The sequence below is a fragment of the Paenibacillus sp. TSA_86.1 genome, from assembly GCF_052691815.1.
Genome location: NZ_JBQZGE010000003.1, coordinates 206,757 through 228,503 on the forward strand (window position 1 = coordinate 206,757; position 21,747 = coordinate 228,503).

The window sequence follows — 21,747 nt, forward strand, 5'->3', positions numbered from 1 at the left end:
TTAATAAAAGTAAAGCGCTTAATTTTTTTAGTTATGTGTATTTACAAATTATGAAAGTTGATATAGAATTCACTTAGTTATTATTTTCCAAGGGTAATTTTGAAACTTATTTACTAAATTATCCATTAAGTAGGAGGAGAAAAGAATGAGTGTAGCAGATGTTGGATTAGAAGAGAAGATTAAAAAGTTAATAGTTAGTCAGTTAGGACTAGATATTTCACACGATAGTATTGATGAGGAAGCTCCTCTTTTTGATATTGATGATAATGGATCAGGGTTAGATTTAGATTCGGTAGATGCTTTGGAACTGGCTGTAGGTATAAAAAGAGACTTTCAAATCGTAATTCAAAACACGGATCTTGCCTCTTGCTACAATGTCAAATCTATTGCCCAATTAATTCGATCGTATTCTGGTGAAGAAAAATGAGTAATGCTGTTGTAACCGGCATAGGTATAATTGCTTCAAATGGAGCGAATAAGGAACATTTTTTTGAAACAATTATCAACGGTCAAACCGGTCTCAAAAAAAGTGGAATATTTGATGAGTTACATATTAAAAGTACTTCTATTGCTGGTGAAGTTGATGAGGCCTATCTTACGTACCAGGATCAAATTGGTATAGAAGAAAAATCAATATTGATGGCATATCAAGCTATCGATGAAGCACTTCATGATAGTAAGATTAGTAAAAGTGAAATAGAAAACATGGGAATGAAATGTGGATTATCTGTCTCAACTTCAATTTCCGGAAATCTAAATACAATGAAGCATATAAAGAGCAAACATAATAACATGAATTCAAATCCTGAGTGGCTGGTGAATGTCCCCAACTATACAAGAAAAGTAGCAAGATTTTGTAATGTCAGTGGAGCTACTTATACGACAGTATCTGCTTGTGCGGCAGGCACAGCAGGAGTTGGCATAGCCATAGACCAGATAAGGAACGGTAATTTGGATGTTGTACTCGTGGTAGGAATGGATATGTTAGCGGATATTTCTGTAGCCGGTTTTCATAGTTTGGAGTCGATGAGCGTTAATGGATGTAGCCCCTTTGATAAAAATAGAGACGGCACATCTTTGGGAGAGGGTGCAGCCGCGTTCATTGTAGAAAGTAAAGAACATGCACTGATGAGAAATGCACATATATATGGAGAACTATTAGGCTATGGCCTAAGTAACGATGCTTATCACATAACCAGTCCCGATCCAGAAGGATCAGGTGCGATTAGAGCTATGAATATGGCACTTAAAGAATCACAATTGAACCCTCAAGATATTGATTACATTAATGTTCACGGGACAGCAACTGAATTAAATGATGTTATGGAGGCAAAGGCCATTACTGATTTAATGGAAGTTGCAAGCCCGGATGTGTTGATTTCGTCTACAAAAGCTGTAACGGGCCATTGTTTAGGTGCAGCTGGTAGCGTTGAGATGGCGGTTATTCTGATGGCATTAGATAGAAATATTGTCCCCTTAACTGCAAAATTAGTAGATGTACCAAATGAATTTGGAGAATTAAAATTAGTTTACGGTAAAAGTATAAAAAAAGAAATTAAATATGCAATGTCTAACTCATTTGCATTTTCTGGGAACGCAGCCAGTGTTGTCGTGGGAAAAGTTAATTGAATAGGCGAGGAGAGTTAAATGTAAGTGGTTGAAATAAAATCTATACTACCGCATGAGTATCCTTTTGTTTTGGTTGATAAAATACTAGATATCGATTATATGAAGAGTTCAAGAGGCTATAAAAATATTTCGCACAATGAACCATGGGTTGCAGGACATTTTCCAGACAAAGCGATATACCCAGGTGTTCTAATGATTGAAACGATGGCTCAAGTCGGTGGTTTTATCTTTGTGGAACCGGAAGTTAAAACGATAAATTATAGAATGCTCTTATGCGGTGTGAACAATCTGAAGTTGATACGTCCAGTTGTTCCGGGAGATCAGTTAATTGTGGAGGCCTCTTTGGAGCAAAGTATAGGACATATATTTCAAATAAAGTGCACTGCTTACGTGGATAACGTAATTGTATCAAAGGGTTTAATTTCTTTGGCACAGACTGAAGTGTAGAATAGAGGGGACTATGGAGAGAGTTTTCATATCATCAATGGGAGTAATTACTTGTGTAGGAGCTAGTTTGGAAGGGTTCTGGTCGGGCATTAATACTAAGAAAGTGGATTATAATTCAATTGAGTTACCTATTATTCTTCCTCAGAATATAAATCCAAAAGTGTCAAGACGTATGGATAGATTTTCTAGGATGAGTCTTAGTGTCTCTAAACTGGTATTAGAAAAGCTTTCTCTTTTAGATACTGAACAAATTGGAACCGTTTTCAATACAGGGTTTGGACCCTTGCAATCGAATATTAATTTCCGGGATCAGATCGAAACTTATGGTGTAGATGGCGTAAGTCCAACCCTGTTTACCAATACAGTCTTTAATGCTGGCTTGGGTCATACATGTTTACATTTAGGGCTTAAAGGACCAAGTACGATGTTAATGGGAAGCAATGCAGTCGCCTATTCATATGAATTGATTAAAAGCAATAAATGTGATCAAATTTTATGTTGTGGTGTGGAAGAATATATCGAAGAGTTAGATCATAGTTTTCAGTTAATTAACTCTACCACCAAGAATCTTGACTCAATCTGTAAGCCACTCGATGCGAATCGAGATGGGACAAGGGTTACTGAGGGAGCAGGAGGATTGTTTATTGAGAGTGAGAGCTCATTGAGATCTAGATCAGGTAAAGCACTATGTGAAATTCTTGGCTATTCAAATGCCATAACTGATGAATTTCGTGTTATTGACGGTCCGAATTCGGATAGTAATGTGTTTGCACAGGTTATGGAAATGGCATTGAAGAATGCTGGAATCTGTAAAGATCATATTGACGGGATTTTTATGGCATCTGGTGGTGGTGTTTATGCAGATCCTGCTGAGGCAAAAGCAATACATCAAGTTTTCGGGGGACTAGGTAGTGAAATTCCTGTAACGGCTATAAAGGGAGCAATTGGAGAAAGCATAGGTGCATCATTAATTTTGAATGTTGTAAGTGGGATTCTTTGCTTGGAAAATCAAACATTACCATTAACTTCTGGGTGTGAAATTCCAGATGAGAGTCTAAATTTAAATGTTATCTATGATTATGCGAAGGCCGGAAGGTACAAATATTTATTAATCAATGGATATGATATTAGTGGATGTTTGTTTAGCATTGTTATAGGCGAGGGAGACTGAAAATGGATTTTCAAAACAAGGTAGTTGTTATCACTGGGGGATCGCGCGGAATTGGTAATGAAATTACTAGACAGTTTGCTTTTAAAGGAGCAGTTGTAATTTTTACTTATAGTAAAAGTCAAGATGAAGCGACAAGGTTAGAAGCAGAATTGTGTGAGAAAGGCTGCGTTTGTGAGAGTATTCTATTAGATGTGACCAATCATAACAAATGTATGGAAGCCATTGAATATATAACAAAGAAATATAAAAAAATTGATGTTTTGATTAATAATGCTGGAGTAACGGATGATAGTTTTTTGATGTTCATGGATGAAATGTCGTGGGATAGTGTTATTAATACAAACTTAAAGGGAACTTACAATTGTAGTAAGGCTGTTATTCCATCCATGTTAAGTGAAAAAGAAGGAGTAATAATAAATATTTCATCAGTATCAGGGCAATTAGGGGGTTCTGGCCAGACTAATTATAGTGCCTCGAAAGCTGGGGTGATAGGCTTTACTAAGGCACTGTCCAGAGAACTGGCCAGGAAGAAAATTCGTGTTAATTCGGTAGCTCCAGGGTACATAGCTACTGATATGCTTAATAAAGTCCCTGAGAAAATAAAGCATGGCTTCAAAGATAAAATCTCTGTTGGAAGATTTGGGGAAGCTGCAGAAGTAGCAAAAGTAGTATTATTTTTGGCATCAGATGAGGCAAGTTATATACATGGACAAGTTATTAATGTCGATGGAGGAATAGTATAACATGATACAGTGGGGATTCCATGGTCTATGTTTTTTTATGTAATTACAATCATTCCAGGGATTACATCAATGAGTACAATTTAATTCGCTTTCTTTCCAAAGAAAAGCAAGAAAAGTTTACAAAGAATAAAAATAAGAAAAGCTTTTTACAGTCTGTAATAGGTGAACTCTTAACTCGTATTATATTTTGTAAACTATTGAAACTTGAGAATAAAAGTCTGGTTTTTAAGAAAGATGACTTTAACAAGCCATTTTTAGAATCCGCACAAGGCTGGGATTTTAATATCTCCCATTCAGGGGAATGGATTGTATGTGTTTTTTCAAGACACTGTGTCGGGGTCGATCTCGAACAAGTCAAACAACGTCAATTAGGTATTGCCCAGCAATACTTTAGCGACGATGAATATACTTCCATAATTAATCAAGATACTTCTAATCAATTAATTCATTTTTATCGAATTCTAACTTTGAAAGAAAGTTATATAAAAGCAACAGGAAAGGGGCTTAAAATTCCTTTGAATTCCTTTTGCATCAAAGGGGATGATTATAGATTTTATATGCAAGCTAACGACAGTCTGCCAAAAGCATATTTCCAGCATTACAATGTTGGTGAACATTATTTAATGTCAATCTGTGCCTTTGAAGAGTTCTCCTCACATGTTACTTTTCTTGAAATAAATGAATTAGTCGATTTGTCAGTGTTATTGAATTTTCCTGAGGAATTAAGCATGGAAATGGAGAGGCTTAATAAGTCAGTTAGTACATTCTCTGGTGAAGGCAGGTTTTCTATGTGTTGCTAGAAGGAAAACAAATACTCGTAACGGGAATAGCGAATGAGAAAAGCATCGCGTGGGGAATTGCTAAGTCGCTAAACAAACAAGGAGCTAAATTGCTTTTTACATATCGAAAAGAAAAATCGCGTCGTAAACTTCAAAAAATGCTAACGGATGCGGAGATTGAACCTTTATGCATAATTGCTTGTGATGTGTTGAATGACGATAGCATTTCAGAAGCATTCAATTTTATTAAACAACATGTCGGCAGAATAGATGGAGTAGTACATTCTTTAGCCTATGCAAGTATTGAAGCACTCCATGGCGATTGTATCGATATTAGCAGGGAGGATTTTTTAGAGGCATTAAGTGTTAGTACGTATTCATTGATATCTTTTTGTAAACATGCCAGAGAGGTTATGACAGAAGGAGGAAGCGTTGTAACTCAAACTTATCTTGGCTCGGAAAGAGCTATTGATAATTACAGTGTCATGGGGATCGCGAAAGCAGCGTTAGAGGCAACCGTTCGTTATTTATCTGTAGATTTGGGGAAATTAGGGATTAGAGTTAATGCTGTTTCATCTGGTGTTATTAAAACTTCAGCTTCTTCTGTAATACTAGGTTTGGATGAAAAACTATTAAATGTTGCTGAAAGAGCTCCTCTCAAAAAAAATGTAACTTTAGAAGAGATCGGTGATACGAGCATGTTTTTAATGAGTTCCCTATCAAAGGGAATAACCGGAGAAATTATTTTTGTGGATTCAGGCTTTCACGTCTTGGGTTAAGCGCTTAACTTTTGAAAGGAGGTGAAGAGAAATGAAAAAATTAGTTAAACCTAAAAAAGTGAATAACAATGTAGTCCTGTATGGAGAAAGTAACTTCAAATGCTCTTAATTTTGAATTTTAGTCGTTTAAAAATTTGAAAGACTGGGTTGTCGGAAGTGAAATTCTCTGACAACCCTTGTTATTAAATAAAAAATATATGGAGCGATTTCAATGGAGATAGAAAATAAACTAAAAACAATATTTCATAATATGGGAATCTATATTGATCAAGAAGATTATACAGAGGAGCTCGAATTAGAATCTCTACAATTTGTTGCCTTAATTATTGCAATTGAGAAAGAATTTATGGTCAGAATTAATGACGATATTCTTGAAGTGAAGGAACTAGCCAATTTCAAAGATTATGTAAACTTAGTTGAGAAGTTGTATGAATAAAATATTACGGGGGATTTAGAATGAACTGGAATAACCTTAAGGGCGATGGAATTAAAATTGCGATTGTTGATAGCGGAACCAATACCAGCAGAAGAGAATTCAATGAGATATATGTTGAAAATATTGATTTAACTTCAGATTATTGTCTGGATAATGAGCATATCGACAACATTGGTCATGGAACGGCTACTTCATATATATTGCATAATCATCTACCTGAGGCCAGGATCTACTCAATAAAAATTTTCGATAAAAACCATGAAACAAATATTGAAGATCTGATACGAGCATTGAAATACATCATTACAACACTCGACGTTGATATTATTCATTTAAGTAATGGAGTGACATTTTGCGATAAAATAGATGATTTAGAAGAAATATGTAGTTTTATTGAAAACAAAGGAATTATTACTGTTGCAGCTTTTGATAACTTAGGTGCGATATCGTACCCTGCAGCCTTTGACTCTGTTTTAGGTGTTGATTATCATACATTTTGTACAGAGGCTCAAAAGTATTATTATGTTGAGAATAGTATCGTTAATATTATGGGCATAGGTGCCCTTCAGCGATTACCGTGGGATGAAGGATATAAACGTGTGGCTGGTTCAAGTTTTGCAGCCCCTCATATTACAGCTATTGTTGCTAAAATTATGCAATCTGGCATCAGAGACAAAAAGAAGATTTTAATTGAACTGAAAAACAATGCCATGAAGGTAGTTAATTATAGTAAAAGAAAGATTGAGAAACCTGATTGGATTAATAAAATTAATAAGGCCATTATATTTCCTTTTAATAAAGAAATGCATTCTCTATTGAGGTTCCGTAATGAATTAACTTTTTCGATTAAAGGTGTTTATGAACCAAGAAGGCATAATAAATGGAGAGATACAGAAAAATTGAAGGGTATTATGGATCTGAAGATTGAGAGTATCGATGAAATTGACTGGGAATCTGATTTTGATACTGTAATACTAGGTCATACTAGTATGTTAAACTCGGTTTATAATCGAGATTTTTATGAGTTTTTCATTCAATCATGTTTAGAACATTCTAAAAATCTCTACTCTTTTGATGATCTTTCAGCCTATCAAGGAGACATTGATATGTTAAAGAAAGATAACAAAATTTATTATCCAATTATTTCTGAAGAAAATGTTCCAGAAAGTAACATGGATAAATTACATAGAATTCCGCAACCTGTTTTAGGGGTTTTTGGAACTAGTCCACGGCAAGGTAAATTTACTTTACAGATGACTTTGAGAAAACTATTGTGTGAGAAAGGTTATCGAGTGGGCCAACTTGGTACAGAAGCTTCGTCTTTATTGTTTGGCATGAATGAAGTTTACCCAATGGGTTACAACTCTTCAGTTAATGTCTCAGGAGGCAAAGCTATAAGTACAGTAAATGAATTGATGTATAACATCTCCAGGAATGATCCGGATATCATTCTAGTTGGATCTCAATCTCAAACTGTCCCGTATTCAGCAGGTAACATTGGTTTTTACCCCAATCATCAGCATGATTTCTTACTTGGAAGTGAGCCGGACGCTATTATATTATGTGTCAATCCAAATGATGACTTGACTTATATAAACAGAACCATAAATTATTTAGAGAATTATATTGAAACGAAAGTAATAGCAATAAGTATCTTCCCGGTTGAGAAAGATTACAATTTAATATCTCTTATAGGTGATGGGGACGTCTTGAACCAAAAGCAAATTGAAGAAAAAAAAGAATTCATGAAAGAATATTTCAAAAAACCAACTTTTCTTATAGGTTCAGAAAGTGATAATGAGAGGTTGGTAGTAATGATTGAGAATTTTTTTGGTGAATAGAGGATAAGGAAATAGGGGTGTTTGAATGCTTTTAAATAATTCTAATTACACTACTTATCCAGGGAGTTATTGCTTATCAAATTGTATTTTCAACTATCTTCGATTGAATGTTCCAAATATCAAAGAGTTAGATATCTTAATGCATTGTGACTTAAATATAGTTTTTAAATCTGCGAATATGACCAGATCTAGAATATTTATGGCATTTGAACAAGGGATAGCGCATTTTCTGGAAGAGAATCAAATAGTACTCTCTGGTATTAATGAAAATGATAATAGAGAACATTGGATAAGGAACAAGATCTATTACAACAGCTTTATTATAGGTCATATAGGCACCAAATATTTGGAGTACAACAATTTATTTGTTAACAATCAAAATGCAAATACCAAACATTATATTAATTTAATAGGGTGGGATGAAATTAAGGGTTTGTATGTCAGTGACGGGTATATTCCAACATACCCTATAAGATCTTATGATGGTTGGTTAAAATTGGACTATGATGACCCGTTAAATCACTTTATAGAAGTTATATGTGAGGATACAAGTATCATCGGAAATAATATAAAAGATGTAGAGAAATATAAAATTAAACTTGCAGATACGGTACGCTCCTTCTTGAGAGGGGGAAATGAAGGAGAGAATTATTATGGGTATTCAGCTTATGAAGAATTGCACAGGTACTTTGAATATCTTCGATACAGTGGAGAATATATTGAACAGAAAAATTATTATAATCTCGTTTTTGATATAGCATCAGAAGGAATTATTACTTCCAAGCGTTTATTGAAACAGTTGACAAGTGAAGTTTTCAGTGGAACCTATACGCGTGAGTTTGAAAAATTAGTCAAGAAATTTGAACTTTTCAAGTTGCTAGTACTTAAATGTAGTATAGATCCAACAAAGGAAAATTTAGAAGATATTGAAAGTTCACTAAGTGAAATTATGAATTTTGAAGTGAAGTTGTACAAAAATATATTAATGGCTTTGTAGTATAAAAAATGATTGGAAATAAGGAGAGATCATATGAAAAGCTCAATGTATAATGTGTTCTTGGAAACTGAGGGCCGGTACTACATCTTTAACACCCTTTCATCCAAACTAATTGAAGTAGATCAAAAATCTTTTCAATCATTAAAAAACAATGAAGAAGAAATCAATACCTCAAATTTAAGTGAAGAGCTCGAGAGATATGGTCTAGTCACTTCTGAAAGTGTCGATGAGATTAGGCTATTCAAGCATATCGTAGACAAAAGCATCTATGATAATAATTTAAGGATGACAATAGTCATGACGAACAATTGTAATTTTCGTTGTCAATATTGTTATCAGGAAAAAAACAACAAATCTATGTCTGACGAAGTCGAGAAAAGTATTATTAAATTTCTCTATAAAAATATAAAAAAGTATAAGTCAGTCTATATTGAATGGTTTGGAGGCGAGCCATTAATTGAAAAGAACAGAATTATAAGAATGGCTAAAAAGATCAAAGAAATTTGTACTGAAAATCGAGTGCCTTTCATTTCTTCCATAACAACAAATGGATATTATTTGGATATGGAAACGTTTACCGAACTTGTGGACAATAACTGTATTTTTTTTCAAATTACAATTGATGGTACAAAAAGTTTACATGATACATTGAGGCCGCATGTTAGTGGCAAAGGTACTTTTGATAAGATAACGGAAAATCTCTTGAATATTAAAAATTCTGATATCAATAAAAGATATACAATTGCCATAAGGAATAACATACTCAAAAGCAAAATTAAAGAGTATGAAGAGTTTTTTGACTATTTTAATGAAAATTTCGCCGATGATAATTGTTTTAAACTTATTCAAAAGCCTATTAAAGATTGGGGAGGCGAGAGTGTAAAAAAACTTACAAATGAATTAGTAGATAGTGATTATGAAATGATGGAATTTATTAAGAAGAACGAAAAGAGACTAAACAATAATTACAGTGATCTGTATGAAAGTATTAATAGTAAAATGTGCTATTCATTTAAAGAGAATGGATTTGCGATTAATTGGGACGGTTCAGTATATAAATGTAATAGAAATATTGAAAATCATAAGATTGTTGATAAAAACTTGATTGGAGAAATACGAGAGAACGGTACTATTGATGAGAACGATATGATTAATTCGATTTGGACAGATAAACCATTGGAAGAAAAATGTAATAGTTGCGAACTTTTGCCGGTTTGTTTCACGTCAGGTTGTCCAGCGAGTTGGATCATGAAAAAAAGTATGATTTGCATGAAGGAGAATAAAGAAGAACAAAGATTTCTTTATAATATTGAAAGAGAAATAAAAGATGGCAATGCTATTAAACTCATATAGAGGAAAATGGATTATGGACTGTTTATACCTTGCATCAGAGGAATTATCTCAAACTATATTGTTGCATATAAATAATAATGAATTATTCATTTCTTGTCCAAGCGAGGATATTTTTAACCGCAAGTGTTTAAAGTTTAATATTACTGAAAATGTATTCATCTTTTATTTTTTGAATAAAAAGTATAATCTTACGAAATCGTCAAAGTCCAGAAAATTTGTTTTTGAGAGAACGGATATTATTCATAAAACAGCATGCCTAGTCTCTTTCACAGAAGTTGAGAAAAAGGAATTTGAAAATCTTAATGTACAGCTTGTTCCTTTAGAAAATGAGATATATAAACAAGAAGGTGACTATGTAGAATTCAAGTACAGTTTTGAAAATATTACTAATATAAAAGAATATGTGAAAATGGAAGAATGGCTGGATGATTCTCAAGATGATTTTAATAAAATGTATTTATGTTTAGAATGGGTGAACCAAAGGGCCAAGCATAAAAGCTATATGGTATTGCCTCCAAAAAGAGACTTGCGATCCTTACTAAACTTTGCTGGCGAGCATGGGAATAGATTGAATTGTAGAGGCTTGGCTATTGTTCTATCAGAACTCTGTCTCGCTGCAGGTCTATATTCTAGATATATTACTTGCAGTCCCAGAGAAAGAGAAACAGATGATAGCCATGTTGTAGTTATTGTTTATTCTAAGGAATTTAATAAATGGATAATGCTAGATCCTAGTTATTGTTTGTTTTTTTCCAATAATCAAAATGAACCATTATCGATTCATGAATTTAGAAATTTAATAATTAATGAAAGAAACGAAGTACACATTAATGAAGATGCAAATTATCATGGGAAAAGATTAAATATTAATACCTATTTGCATAGTATAAAACATAAGCTTTATAGATTTAGTAGTTCACTTGAGATTTCGATTGGTGTGGACTCTTGCTATGAAGACAACGTGATACACCTAGTACCCCAAACCAAAGACTATAATTTTTCAAGGGCGATCAGTAACCCAGATATCTTTTGGCAACTTCCATTTAAGAAAGGGACTATTCATGAAAAACATGAAAAAAGCAGTTGATCTGGTGGTACCAGAAAAATGTTACAGCATGGTAGATTGTTGGGAAGCAATAATGACTATGATTCTTATTCATTTTGAGAAAGAACCTAGCGTTATATATTCTGCGTTAGATTTTTATTACGATACATCTAAAGAAGAACATGAATCAAAATCTTTAGAAAATATATTTTATAATACTTTTTCATTAACTGATCTAACCATTGTTAAGGAGACTTTGCAGTTTTATGAAATGTATTTTTCTCTTGCAATCCAAGTGGAAAAAAGCGAGACAGTAGATGAAATGTATAATTCTATTATACAAGAGTTACAGGACAACAAACCAGTTGTTGTTTTTGTAGATACTATTCTCTGCAAGTTTAATCGGATGTATCAAAAATTCAGTTACTCCCATGCAATTATAATTTCAGGCGTTGATAATGGAGAGTGTCTAGTCTTAGATCCAACTCAAAACTTAGAACCTTTGAAAATAGGGATTGAAGAAGTGTTTGCTTGTTCAACAGCTTTATTAACATTTAATAACAAGGATAAATATACAGTAGATGGTAAAGAACTTTTGAAGCAAAATTTTGAAAGAAATAATACGAGATCTGCAACACGAAAAACTACCCGAATAGAAAATATAAAAAATTTATTTGATGCTATTTCGAATAATGTAGAGATTGTATCGCAAAGTTTTGATAATCAAGAAGAATCATTAAATACGATGTTTGCATGGCTATTCAAAAATACATCTATAAATATAAAAAATTATACATTATTTGTACAAAAAAACTATAGTAATGCTGCGGATACAGTAAGTGTACTCCTTCAGGAATGTCAAGAAAAGTGGATGATACTAGGGAAAACTTTTATGAGAATGTACTATTCTTCAAAAAAGCTCAGGGATGAACAATTTAAGAAAATTAGTCTTCTTTTTGATGATATTTATAATTTGGAACAGAAAATTATGAAAGAACTCATTATCTTGTTTAATCTAAATTCTAATGAAAGTGGAGAGATTATTTAATGAAAAATTTATATGAATTCTTAGTTCGTTCCGCTACTGATTTTGGGAATAAAGATGCGATAATCTTTGAAAATGAAAGAATAAACTATAATGATTTTCTATTACGTGTTGATGATCTCGCGGAGTCTCTATCCAATAGTGGATTGAGTAACAAAACTATACTTCTTGCTGTACCAAGAAGTATAGAATTGCTTATTTCAATTTTTGCAATCTTGAAAAATAAAAGCACCTACATTCCTATTGATCTATCATATCCTAAGGATAGAATTAATTATATAATTGCTGATAGTTCTTGTGACTACGTGTTAACAACATTGGAAAATGAAGATATGTTTTCAGGTAGCAACGCTTTTTTTATTGATATCGAACCATCGCATGTTAAAAATCAACTGAAACAAACACAGACTGAAAGTTCTGTACGTTTAAATCCAGCCTATATCATCTATACATCAGGATCTACTGGTAACCCTAAAGGAGTCATGATCGGAGAAGATTCATTAGTCAATTTTGTTGATGTAATGGGTGAGGCTTGTGCTCTGGATGATGGTAAAAAGATCATATGTTTAACAACAGTTTCATTTGATATATTTTTTCTTGAGAGTGTAATGGCTCTCTGTAAAGGGATGACAGTTATACTTGCCAATACTAGAGAAAGCACGAATCCTAAAGCAATTTTTGAATTAATTAGTGAACATGGGATTGATGTAGTTCAGATGACACCTTCTAGAGCCAGAATGTTATTGAATTTTAATGAGAAGGCACTTGAAAATGTCCAAGATATCATTATTGGTGGAGAAAGTTTTCCTACGAATTTACTTGAAGATATCAGGAAAAATACAAAAGCCACTATATACAATGTCTATGGCCCAACAGAGGCAACCGTTTGGGCAACAGTATCAAATGTCACGCATGAGAACGAGATAACGATTGGTAAGCCATTACGTAATTATGAGATTTTTATATTGGATGATAGTTTACAAAAGGTAGAACCAGGCGAAGTAGGGGAAATATGCATATCGGGAGTAGCATTATCTCTTGGATATTATAATAAAGAACAATTAACTTCTGAGAGATTTGTGGTGGTAAACGATCTTCAGAATAGAAAAATATACCGGACAGGTGATTACGGAAAGTACATATCTAACGGTAACATTAAGTATATTGGGCGAATGGATAATCAGGTGAAAATCAGAGGTTACAGGGTAGAAGTCGAAGAAATAGAAAAAGTAATATATGATTCGCAACTTGTGAGTCAAGCCATTGTTATAGTGCATACTGTAAACAGTATCAACAGTTTATGGGTATACTACTGCTCTGATAGCATGCAGAATGCCGATGAGTTGAAACGGTTTCTCAAGGAAAAATTACCGGATTACATGATTCCAAACAAATTCATAGAGATCCAAAGCATGCCTCAAACACCAAATGGAAAAATCGATCGAAATGCGTTGAAGACCATGGAGATTGATATTCTTTCTGAAGATAAAGTAAAAGAAGCTGATTTGGAAAAAGACCTATCGGAAACTAATATCGAAATTATATCTATTATAAGAAAAGTCACAGAATCTGATGATATAACATTGGAGACCTCTATTGACTTCATTGATTCTATATCCTTTGTAAAAATTTTAGTAGAAATTGAGAACCATTTTGATATTCTTTTGGCCGATGAAACTTTAACTAATTCTTTCTTTAATAACATTGAAGAGTTAATGCAATATGTTGAATCCAATATCGAAAGTAGTAAAGAGGTGTAGGTTTAATGATGAATCCACGGTCACTTCTTCTTGAAAACATTCTAATCAACAATAAAGGTGTTTTTTATGGATTAGGTATTGAGATGAGTTTTTTTAAAATGTTTTTTTTCTTTTTGTCGTGTTTGATCATTTTAATTTTGTTTTATACTGGCAAGATACTTAAAGAAACAAAACAGAAAAAAAGAGCATTCAAGAAAACAAAAAAAGAAACTATAAAAGAAGTATTACTGATAAGTGCAGTAGTTGGTTATTTCGGAATATGTATATTTTCAAGTACAAATTATTTATTTGGTATTTCAAAATGGGAATTGATTAATGCTACCTATGGAAACTGGATTTTTTTATCTTTTATTGCGTTAATAATTACTTTATTTGTATATCTATTATTTATACATGCATTGTTCTCATCCGAAAAGGAAGGAGAAAAAAATTATGCAGCTATCATTTCTTTAAGTATTATTAACGGATTAATGAATACAATGATCATATTAACGATCAACGAAACCTTTAATACTGAACTGAAGTATTCAAGTTACTTACTTATGTTCTTTATTTTCTTTGTAATATTTTTTGTATTCACTCAAAAAGTTTTACAAGAAAAGTTGATAAAGAATGCTAGTTTACTTATAAATGAAAAAAGAAAGTTAATTGTTGATGGAATAACCGATTCATCATATGAGAAAGTTGAAAAGATAGGTAGTTCTAAAATATACACAGTATTAAATAGTGACACAGAGGCCATATCTAAATCACCAGAATTAGTAGTAACAGGCTTTTCAAGTCTACTGACTATTATCTTTTGTATGGGTTATTTAGGTTACCAGAACTTCTATGGGTTTGTTGGTTCCCTGTCGATTATAGTACTTAATCTAAGTTTTAGTATATTTGTTAATAAAAAAGCTTCTAAATATTGGACGAAAAATAGAGAAATGAAAGATAGATATTTCTCTTATACTACTCACATGTTACACGGTTTCAGAGAACTAATCCTAAACAAACATAAAAAATCAGAGTATGTAGCAGAAATGAAAAATTGTGCTAATGAAACTACAAATTATAATGTAAAAGCGTCTATTAAAATATTAAATTACAATTTGTATAACATTACGATGTATAACATCATCTTTGCAGTCGTAGTATTTATTTTTCCAATACTATTAACAGGTATAAATGTAGCAAACTTACGTGAAACATTATTTATTGTATTTTATATGCTGGGTCCATTCCAAATTTTAATCAATTCGATATCTCAGTTGGAATCATTGAAAGTAAATATGAAACAAATCAATGATTTGATATTTTTGCTGCAAAAAAGTGAAGATTCAAAAAGTGATATAAACATGCAGGAAAATAAATCTCGAAGATCGCCAGACAAAATTGAGTTGGACCTGGAAAATATTGAGTACAGTTATTTTGTAAGTGATAAAAATAACAATAAAACCGAGTTTAAATTAGGTCCTATCAATATGTCGATTAGATCAGGTGAAATTTTGATGATTATTGGTGGAAATGGAAGTGGGAAATCAACTTTGTCAAAAATTATGACAGGTCTATACAATCCCCAGGGTGGAGTAGTTAAACTAAATGGCGAGCGAGCATCGATGGAAGAGCTGAATGAATGTTTCTCGGCTATTTTTAGTGACTTTCATCTATTTAATAAATTGTATGGTATAGATACTAATACAAATAAACAAAGTATCAATGACCTGCTTAAATTAATGAAAATGGAATCTAAAGTGTATATTGATAGTGAAGGAAATATAAATTCTAACGAATTATCTACGGGACAGAAGAAACGATTAGCCTATATCATCTCATGTTTAGAAAATAAACCGTTAATTTTATTGGATGAATGGGCGGCTGAGCAAGATCCTGAGTTTAAAGCGTTCTTTTATGAAGAGTTGCTTTCAATTCTTAAATCCCAAGGGAAAGGAATTATCGTAGTCACACACGATGACCAATATTTCAGTGTAGCTGATCGAGTGATAAAACTAGAGAGTGGCCAAATCAAGCATGATCACTACATGATGGTCTAAAGACATACTGAATTTGTTAAAAGAAAGGAAGATAGCAGAGTGGGTGTACTATTCTCAGTTCTAGTGATAGCAATTCTTTCTTTCTCATACGTAGTTGTCAAAAAAACGTTAATTAAGTTATATTCAATTCTTAAAATTTACAAATTTTCGGAATCTAAAGTGGTTTACGTTTGGGGTACTTTAGTGATATTAATTTATTTGTTTTACAACAATAAAATCTTTTGGGATCTACCCATTAATCTGAAATCGGCACTGTTACTTATTGTTGTAATTTTTGTTGTTAATCTATTTATTTCAAGGTATTCAGGTTATAAGCCAACGGGGAGAACGAATATAATAAATTTTGTGATTGTGTTTCCGATTGTTGAAGAGGTTTTATTTCGAGGTTTGCTCATTCCGATTATTAGTGAAAATTTTAATTACGAAACAGCATTTGAAATAGCGGGTCTCCCTGTAACAACTTCCGTTATATTATCTGCTTTATTATTTTCCTTATCACATTTACAATATTATCAATTCAACAAAAATACTATGAAATACATGCTTTTTGCCTTAACCGGAGGTTTAGTGTTTGGACTTATTGCATACTACACTAATTCTATTTTAGTAACTTTATTATTACACGTTGAGTTTAACTTCTTAGCTTTTTTATATGCTAAAAAAAGTTCTAAACTTTATACAGATACCTAAGATTTATCTCCGAATTATAAGATTTCAAAACTATTTTTTTAGTCATATCCTTATCAATTAGACTGATGGAAATGCGAAGCAGGTAGCGTGTGCCGATACTCAATAGGCACACGCTTATTACGTTTTTACAATGTTGATCGTTAAAAACGCGTACTACAGCGAATAAATGCAAGGTCTCTGTCTCACTAAGTATCTGGCTGGAGTGGGGGGGAGTTTTTTTATTGTCGAAAAATAGCAAAATTTGTATCGTAGAAAAGAACATTTTGGAAATTTTATATTGTTATATGTCGAATTACATATTATGATGAATGGGTCTTTTGATTCAATAATATACAAAAATCAGGAGAAAAGACTTGAGTGATAATAGGAGGCATTATGGATATTTCAAAAAAACTGGGCGTAGCAGCTATAGCAACGATAGCGCTTACGCTAAGCACAGCCGTGCATTCGAGTGTTTCGGCAGCATCCGCACTTCCGTTCAAAGATATTGAACAGGCTTCGCCTTGGGCTAAGGCAATTATACATGAGGCTCAAGAGAAAAATTTCATGAGTGGAGACCCTAAAGGGTACTTTCATCCCCTACAGCAGGTTACTCGTCAAGAGGCAGCTGTTTCACTTGCCAAACTTATGGGTCTTGAACTGAATGATCATGCAACTTCTAAGTTTTCGGATGTGACTCCAGGTTCATGGAGTGCAAGTGCGATTGAGGCCGTGCAAAAAGCCGGATGGATGAACGGAGATCCGAGCGGTATGTTTCGTCCCCAAGCTGTCGTTACACGGGAAGAATTAGCCTCCATGTTGGCTAGAGCAACTCAATTAGATACAATGCAAGATCAAAATAGTGAGCAGTCCAAGATTAAAGATAATGAGCAAATATCAACGTGGGCCAAAAAATCGGTGACATCTGTTGTCTCGTCCGGTCTGATGACAGGCAATAACGGCAGCTTTCATCCTCAGCAGCCAGTGCTGCGACAAGAACTGGCCGCTATTTTAGTCCGAATGGATTCCACGGTGGCAAACAGCAGACTGCAAACCATCCAGAAAGTAGAAAACGGTACAGTTACGATTGGAAATAAGCAATATGGGGTAACCGAAGCATTAAAACCGTTATTTGAGGCTAAAAATGCAGTTGCACTTGCGAATGCGGGAGTCCGAATTGAAACGGTAAATGAGCAGATCACTAATGTATTAGAGCTCAAACTGGTTACGCCAGGCCAGGCAGCAGAAACGGGAAAAAATGAGTTCTCAGGAAATGCCGTACTTGATGGTGGACAAGCAGTGATAGCGGGTAACGTAAGAGTAGCAGCCGACTACATAACGATTAAGAACCTCAATATTAGCGGTGATCTGGAAATTTCAAAAGAGCTTGAGAATGATTTTTACGCGGAGAAAGTCACAGTTAAAGGTACGACTTATGTAAAGGGTGGAGATGACAACACGGTTGTTTTCGACCAATCATCTCTTCAGGGAATGAATATTAGTAAGGAAGATGTTCGAGTTGAATCCGTGAATAAAACGGTCGTTAAAGAGGTTCATATTGAATCCAAGCTCTCTGGATTATGGGGAGATGAATCCATCACATACGAAACAGTGACGGTAGGAGCAGGGGTTCAGAACGCTTCATTGTATGCACACATCCGTAACCTGGAGGTTAACGCGGGTAGTGAAGCAACCAGCATCTCTGGAACGGGGCGGATCGATTCGTTGACCATTCAAGGTGCTGGAACAATTAGCCTACAGGGTACCGGGGTTATTGGTTCTGTAACGATTACGGATCGTGCGAGTCAAGTATCCATTCCAGCGAATGCTTCCATTCAGCGTTTGGTTCTGCCAGAGGGAGTATCGCCCGAAAGAGTCATTGCAAATTACGATAAGGTTAAAACTCAAATCGCTACGATTAACGGTGTAAGCAATCCGACTTTTGTACAACCAAGCCCTGGAGGAAGTAGTTCTTCCACTAGTGGAGGCAGTACAGGGAATGCAGGAGGAGGAACTCCTTCCAATCCGGGTACAACACCAACTCCGGGGAATCCAGACCCGACATCATGGTATCCATATACGTACAAGAGTTATCAGGACCGTACAGAAGATTCAGCTGTTGGTCTGATGACCACGAATAAATCAGGTACAGTCTATTACATGGCTGTTCGTGCCGACGATAATGTAAGCCCTACAGCGGAACAAGTGAAGATTGGATCACTTCCTGGTAACTTACCTTCGACCCATGGGGAGTTTACGGTGACAGCTAATCAACCTGTAACGTACAAAGTAGAAGGTCTAGAGCCATCCAAAACCTATCATATCTATACCATTTTCAAAAATGGAGAGACGGGTCAGGAAACGCAGCCGATGTTTATTCATTCCATTATGAATTATATTGCCAATGACATCAGTGTGCTTCCATACGATAATACGAACCTGAGTCAGATTAGAATTCAGTTTACAGGTGTACTTACACCTCCAGCAACAAGCACTACTAATCCGGCTGCGATCTTTAAGGATGGTCACTTGCGCAACTATGGATATGGATTTATTGAGATTAAATCGATCCAATGGGATCTAACCATTCCGAAAATGCCTATTCTTAATGTGAATTTTGACCCGGTAACAGTGGGGGACGGGAAGTCTTATCGATTTGATTGGACTTATGTTAAAAATGCGTTGACTATCAAAGATCCAGATGGAAGTAGTTCCCGTTCGTTCGGTGGACATGGAAGTTACTCGGGACCGGATGTTGTCTCGTTGATCACGAAGCAATTGTCCATCGAAACGGGCAACAAAGCCGACCCAGCCAAGGCAGAAGCAGTTATGTATATTCTTGGCGTATATCCTTCTCCATTGAAGAAGGAATTGGGTTTAATTGAATTTAACGCACAATATTATCAGAAAGCATTGGCAGAAAAAGCTGGCCAGTTCAGTACATTCAGTGATGTCAAACAGATTATTGAGGCGACTAACCAGCAATACCCTGCACCGTCTAATACCGAAGCTACTGTGATCCGTAACTTCAATAGCGCTGGAACGAACTCCAACATGGAATCTTATCTGAAACAGTATGCGGATACACTTCAGATTGATGCAGCGCAATATAGCAATATGAACCAAGTGGCTCGAACCGCAGTTGCTAAAATGATCCTAAGTGAACGCGGTCTCTTACCGGAAAATAAATTTATAAGCATTCAACAAATTCGTCATGTTTACGAGCTGGCCTACAAGAAATCGTCCTCTATGCCTCTCTCTCTTTCTTTTGTGGATACCGATCCAGCAGCAGGTTTTATTGGAGGCGAGATTAGTTGGGTACCAGGCGCAGTTGACACTTCCGTCGTTTCCTATCAGCTGATGTGGGGGAATGCGGGTGGAAGCCTGGGTACAATCAAGACATTGGATAAGTTAGATGGAAACAGCTATACTTTGTCCCAAGGCACGTCTATTCCTGATGGAGCAACACATTTGCTGATTCAAGCTGTACTTCAAGATGGAACTCATACGACACCGATCTCTATTGCGATCAAAGATACGCTGCCTCCTGCTCCTGAGCAACCAACGGTCTCTAAAGAGGATAAACTAAATATTTTGGTCGGAGCCAATGCAAGTATGGAATTTTCACTAGATAAAGGACAAAATTGGATCACGTATGATGAAGCCAATCCACCTGTTTTTCCAGGAGAGGTATTCGTGCGAGTGCGTGTGAAAGCTGATCCGGACAATCAAGTTCCGGCAGGTAAGTTCGTTACGGTTACTTTTGGAGATAATGTGAAAATGAATGTTGCTAACAATGATGCCGACAATATGTTCTATGCCGCAGATATGTCCTCCGCAATGGAATATTCAGTCGATGCTGGCCTGACGTGGACTACTTACAATGTAGAGAATCCGCAAAAGTTTCCTGGGGATCTCACCGTTCTTCTTCGTGAGAAAGGTGGTCAATATGTGGAGGCTGCACCAGCAAAAGAGTTTAAATTCACATCCAAAGTTCATGTGATGAGTCTGAACCAATCCATATCCACATCTTTGCCGACACTGGAATACTCGAAAAATGATGGAGCATGGACTCCATTGCTCGTCGACCAAACCGTTTCGTTCCAAACAGGGGATTCCGTTCGGGTTCGAGAAGCGGCTCAGCATCCTTTTGAAGCAGGAGCCATTGAGACATTTACATTTTAAAAAGTTCTGTCCTATGGAAGCAAGTCTTTTGTAATTAAAAATCTCTACAGCTCATAAAGCCCCGTTGATTCTAAAAATCAGTGGGGCTTTATTTTGATCCCTTCCCTTACTTTAACAAGCCATTCACTTGTCTAAGCCGGTCTTTTTTTCCAACGTTTCAACAGCATGTACAGTCCAAATCCGATCAGGAAGATCATGCCTGCCGGGATGACATACGGTTTAACCACTTCGCCGACTTCTTCCCATTGTGCCCCCAATTTGTAACCGAGGTAAACGTAAATGGCTGTGATTGGAAGCATGGCTAGAAAGGTAAAGATACTGAATTTAAACACGTTCATTTTCGCCATACCGCAAGGAATGGAGATGACGGTTCGAATGCCGGGTACAAAGCGTCCATAGAAAGCAACCCCGCTGCCGTATTTTTCAAAAAATTTATCGGATGCTTCCACATGGTGAGGGCGAATGAGGAAATACTTGCCGTACTTCTCAACCATCGGTCTGCCACCGTAGCGTCCGAGTGCATATAACGTTAATGGGCCAAACGTGCCGCCAACAGTTCCTGCCAGAATAGCTAACCACAGTTTCATATCCCCAAGATATACCCAATATCCCGCCATGGGCAGAACAAGTTCAGCAGGGACGAATTCAAACGATAGGGCAATAACAAGACCTGCGTATGACAAATCTTTAAAGAACAGTATGAATTGCGTGATCCACTCCGTCATGCTTTCCCTCCACAAATCTATCTATTTTTGATATAAGTAGACATTGCTCTCTTCAGAGTAACAAGTACGAATAGCGCTTGTCAAAACTCACAGGCAAGGCCATTTAT

At 35.1% G+C, this 21,747-nt stretch carries 18 protein-coding genes; 17 read left to right on the top strand and 1 reads right to left on the bottom strand.

Annotated elements, in window-relative coordinates; translation table 11 throughout:
- Positions 1-145: 145 nt before the first annotated feature.
- From ACUTVW_RS10000 to ACUTVW_RS10080, 17 genes are all read left to right on the top strand, one after another.
- Positions 146-427 (top strand): acyl carrier protein, encoded by a 282-nt coding sequence (locus ACUTVW_RS10000; protein WP_445645648.1) that lies wholly within the window; start codon positions 146-148, stop codon positions 425-427.
- Positions 424-1,629: a beta-ketoacyl-[acyl-carrier-protein] synthase family protein gene (locus tag ACUTVW_RS10005; RefSeq protein WP_445645649.1), complete on the top strand. Its 1,206-nt coding sequence runs from the start codon at positions 424-426 to the stop codon at positions 1,627-1,629. Before ACUTVW_RS10000 ends, ACUTVW_RS10005 begins: the two co-directional genes overlap by 4 nt.
- A gap of 24 nt (positions 1,630-1,653) precedes the next feature.
- Positions 1,654-2,076, top strand: a complete 423-nt coding sequence (gene fabZ / locus ACUTVW_RS10010) for a 3-hydroxyacyl-ACP dehydratase FabZ (RefSeq protein WP_445645650.1) — start codon at positions 1,654-1,656, stop codon at positions 2,074-2,076.
- 13 nt (positions 2,077-2,089) lie between these two features.
- The gene (locus ACUTVW_RS10015; protein WP_445645651.1) at positions 2,090-3,247 is read left to right on the top strand and encodes a beta-ketoacyl synthase N-terminal-like domain-containing protein; all 1,158 of its coding nucleotides are present in this window, start codon (positions 2,090-2,092) and stop codon (positions 3,245-3,247) included.
- A gap of 2 nt (positions 3,248-3,249) precedes the next feature.
- On the top strand, positions 3,250-3,990 hold the full coding sequence (gene fabG / locus ACUTVW_RS10020) for a 3-oxoacyl-[acyl-carrier-protein] reductase (RefSeq protein WP_445645652.1): 741 nt from the start codon (positions 3,250-3,252) through the stop codon (positions 3,988-3,990).
- Between the two features lie 20 nt (positions 3,991-4,010).
- Complete coding sequence (locus ACUTVW_RS10025) at positions 4,011-4,790, top strand: 4'-phosphopantetheinyl transferase family protein (RefSeq protein ID WP_445645653.1); 780 nt, start codon at positions 4,011-4,013, stop codon at positions 4,788-4,790.
- The gene (locus ACUTVW_RS10030; RefSeq protein WP_445645654.1) at positions 4,781-5,548 is read left to right on the top strand and encodes an enoyl-ACP reductase FabI; all 768 of its coding nucleotides are present in this window, start codon (positions 4,781-4,783) and stop codon (positions 5,546-5,548) included. Before ACUTVW_RS10025 ends, ACUTVW_RS10030 begins: the two co-directional genes overlap by 10 nt.
- 211 nt (positions 5,549-5,759) lie before the next feature.
- The gene (locus ACUTVW_RS10035; protein WP_445645655.1) at positions 5,760-5,984 is read left to right on the top strand and encodes a phosphopantetheine-binding protein; all 225 of its coding nucleotides are present in this window, start codon (positions 5,760-5,762) and stop codon (positions 5,982-5,984) included.
- A 20-nt stretch (positions 5,985-6,004) separates the two neighbouring features.
- Positions 6,005-7,825: a S8 family serine peptidase gene (locus tag ACUTVW_RS10040; RefSeq protein WP_445645656.1), complete on the top strand. Its 1,821-nt coding sequence runs from the start codon at positions 6,005-6,007 to the stop codon at positions 7,823-7,825.
- A gap of 25 nt (positions 7,826-7,850) precedes the next feature.
- Positions 7,851-8,822: a hypothetical protein gene (locus ACUTVW_RS10045; RefSeq protein ID WP_445645657.1), complete on the top strand. Its 972-nt coding sequence runs from the start codon at positions 7,851-7,853 to the stop codon at positions 8,820-8,822.
- A gap of 33 nt (positions 8,823-8,855) precedes the next feature.
- On the top strand, positions 8,856-10,175 hold the full coding sequence (locus ACUTVW_RS10050) for a radical SAM protein (RefSeq protein WP_445645658.1): 1,320 nt from the start codon (positions 8,856-8,858) through the stop codon (positions 10,173-10,175).
- On the top strand, positions 10,150-11,262 hold the full coding sequence (locus ACUTVW_RS10055) for a transglutaminase-like domain-containing protein (protein ID WP_445645659.1): 1,113 nt from the start codon (positions 10,150-10,152) through the stop codon (positions 11,260-11,262). The genes ACUTVW_RS10050 and ACUTVW_RS10055 overlap by 26 nt, the downstream gene beginning before the upstream one ends.
- Positions 11,237-12,268, top strand: coding sequence for a BtrH N-terminal domain-containing protein (locus tag ACUTVW_RS10060; protein WP_445645660.1), 1,032 nt, complete (start codon positions 11,237-11,239; stop codon positions 12,266-12,268). The genes ACUTVW_RS10055 and ACUTVW_RS10060 overlap by 26 nt, the downstream gene beginning before the upstream one ends.
- Positions 12,268-14,025, top strand: coding sequence for a non-ribosomal peptide synthetase (locus tag ACUTVW_RS10065; protein ID WP_445645661.1), 1,758 nt, complete (start codon positions 12,268-12,270; stop codon positions 14,023-14,025). Before ACUTVW_RS10060 ends, ACUTVW_RS10065 begins: the two co-directional genes overlap by 1 nt.
- A gap of 5 nt (positions 14,026-14,030) precedes the next feature.
- Positions 14,031-16,061 carry a cyclic peptide export ABC transporter gene (locus ACUTVW_RS10070; protein ID WP_445645662.1) on the top strand — a complete coding sequence of 677 codons (2,031 nt, stop codon included), beginning with the start codon at positions 14,031-14,033 and terminating at the stop codon, positions 16,059-16,061.
- 39 nt (positions 16,062-16,100) lie between these two features.
- Complete coding sequence (locus ACUTVW_RS10075) at positions 16,101-16,751, top strand: lysostaphin resistance A-like protein (RefSeq protein ID WP_445645663.1); 651 nt, start codon at positions 16,101-16,103, stop codon at positions 16,749-16,751.
- Positions 16,752-17,126: 375 nt separating this feature from the next.
- On the top strand, positions 17,127-20,915 hold the full coding sequence (locus ACUTVW_RS10080; RefSeq protein WP_445645664.1) for a DUF4073 domain-containing protein: 3,789 nt from the start codon (positions 17,127-17,129) through the stop codon (positions 20,913-20,915).
- Positions 20,916-21,046: 131 nt separating this feature from the next.
- On the opposite strand, the gene ACUTVW_RS10085 is transcribed toward ACUTVW_RS10080, so the two are convergent.
- Positions 21,047-21,640 (bottom strand): DedA family protein, encoded by a 594-nt coding sequence (locus tag ACUTVW_RS10085; protein ID WP_445645665.1) that lies wholly within the window; start codon positions 21,638-21,640, stop codon positions 21,047-21,049.
- Positions 21,641-21,747 lie beyond the last annotated feature (107 nt).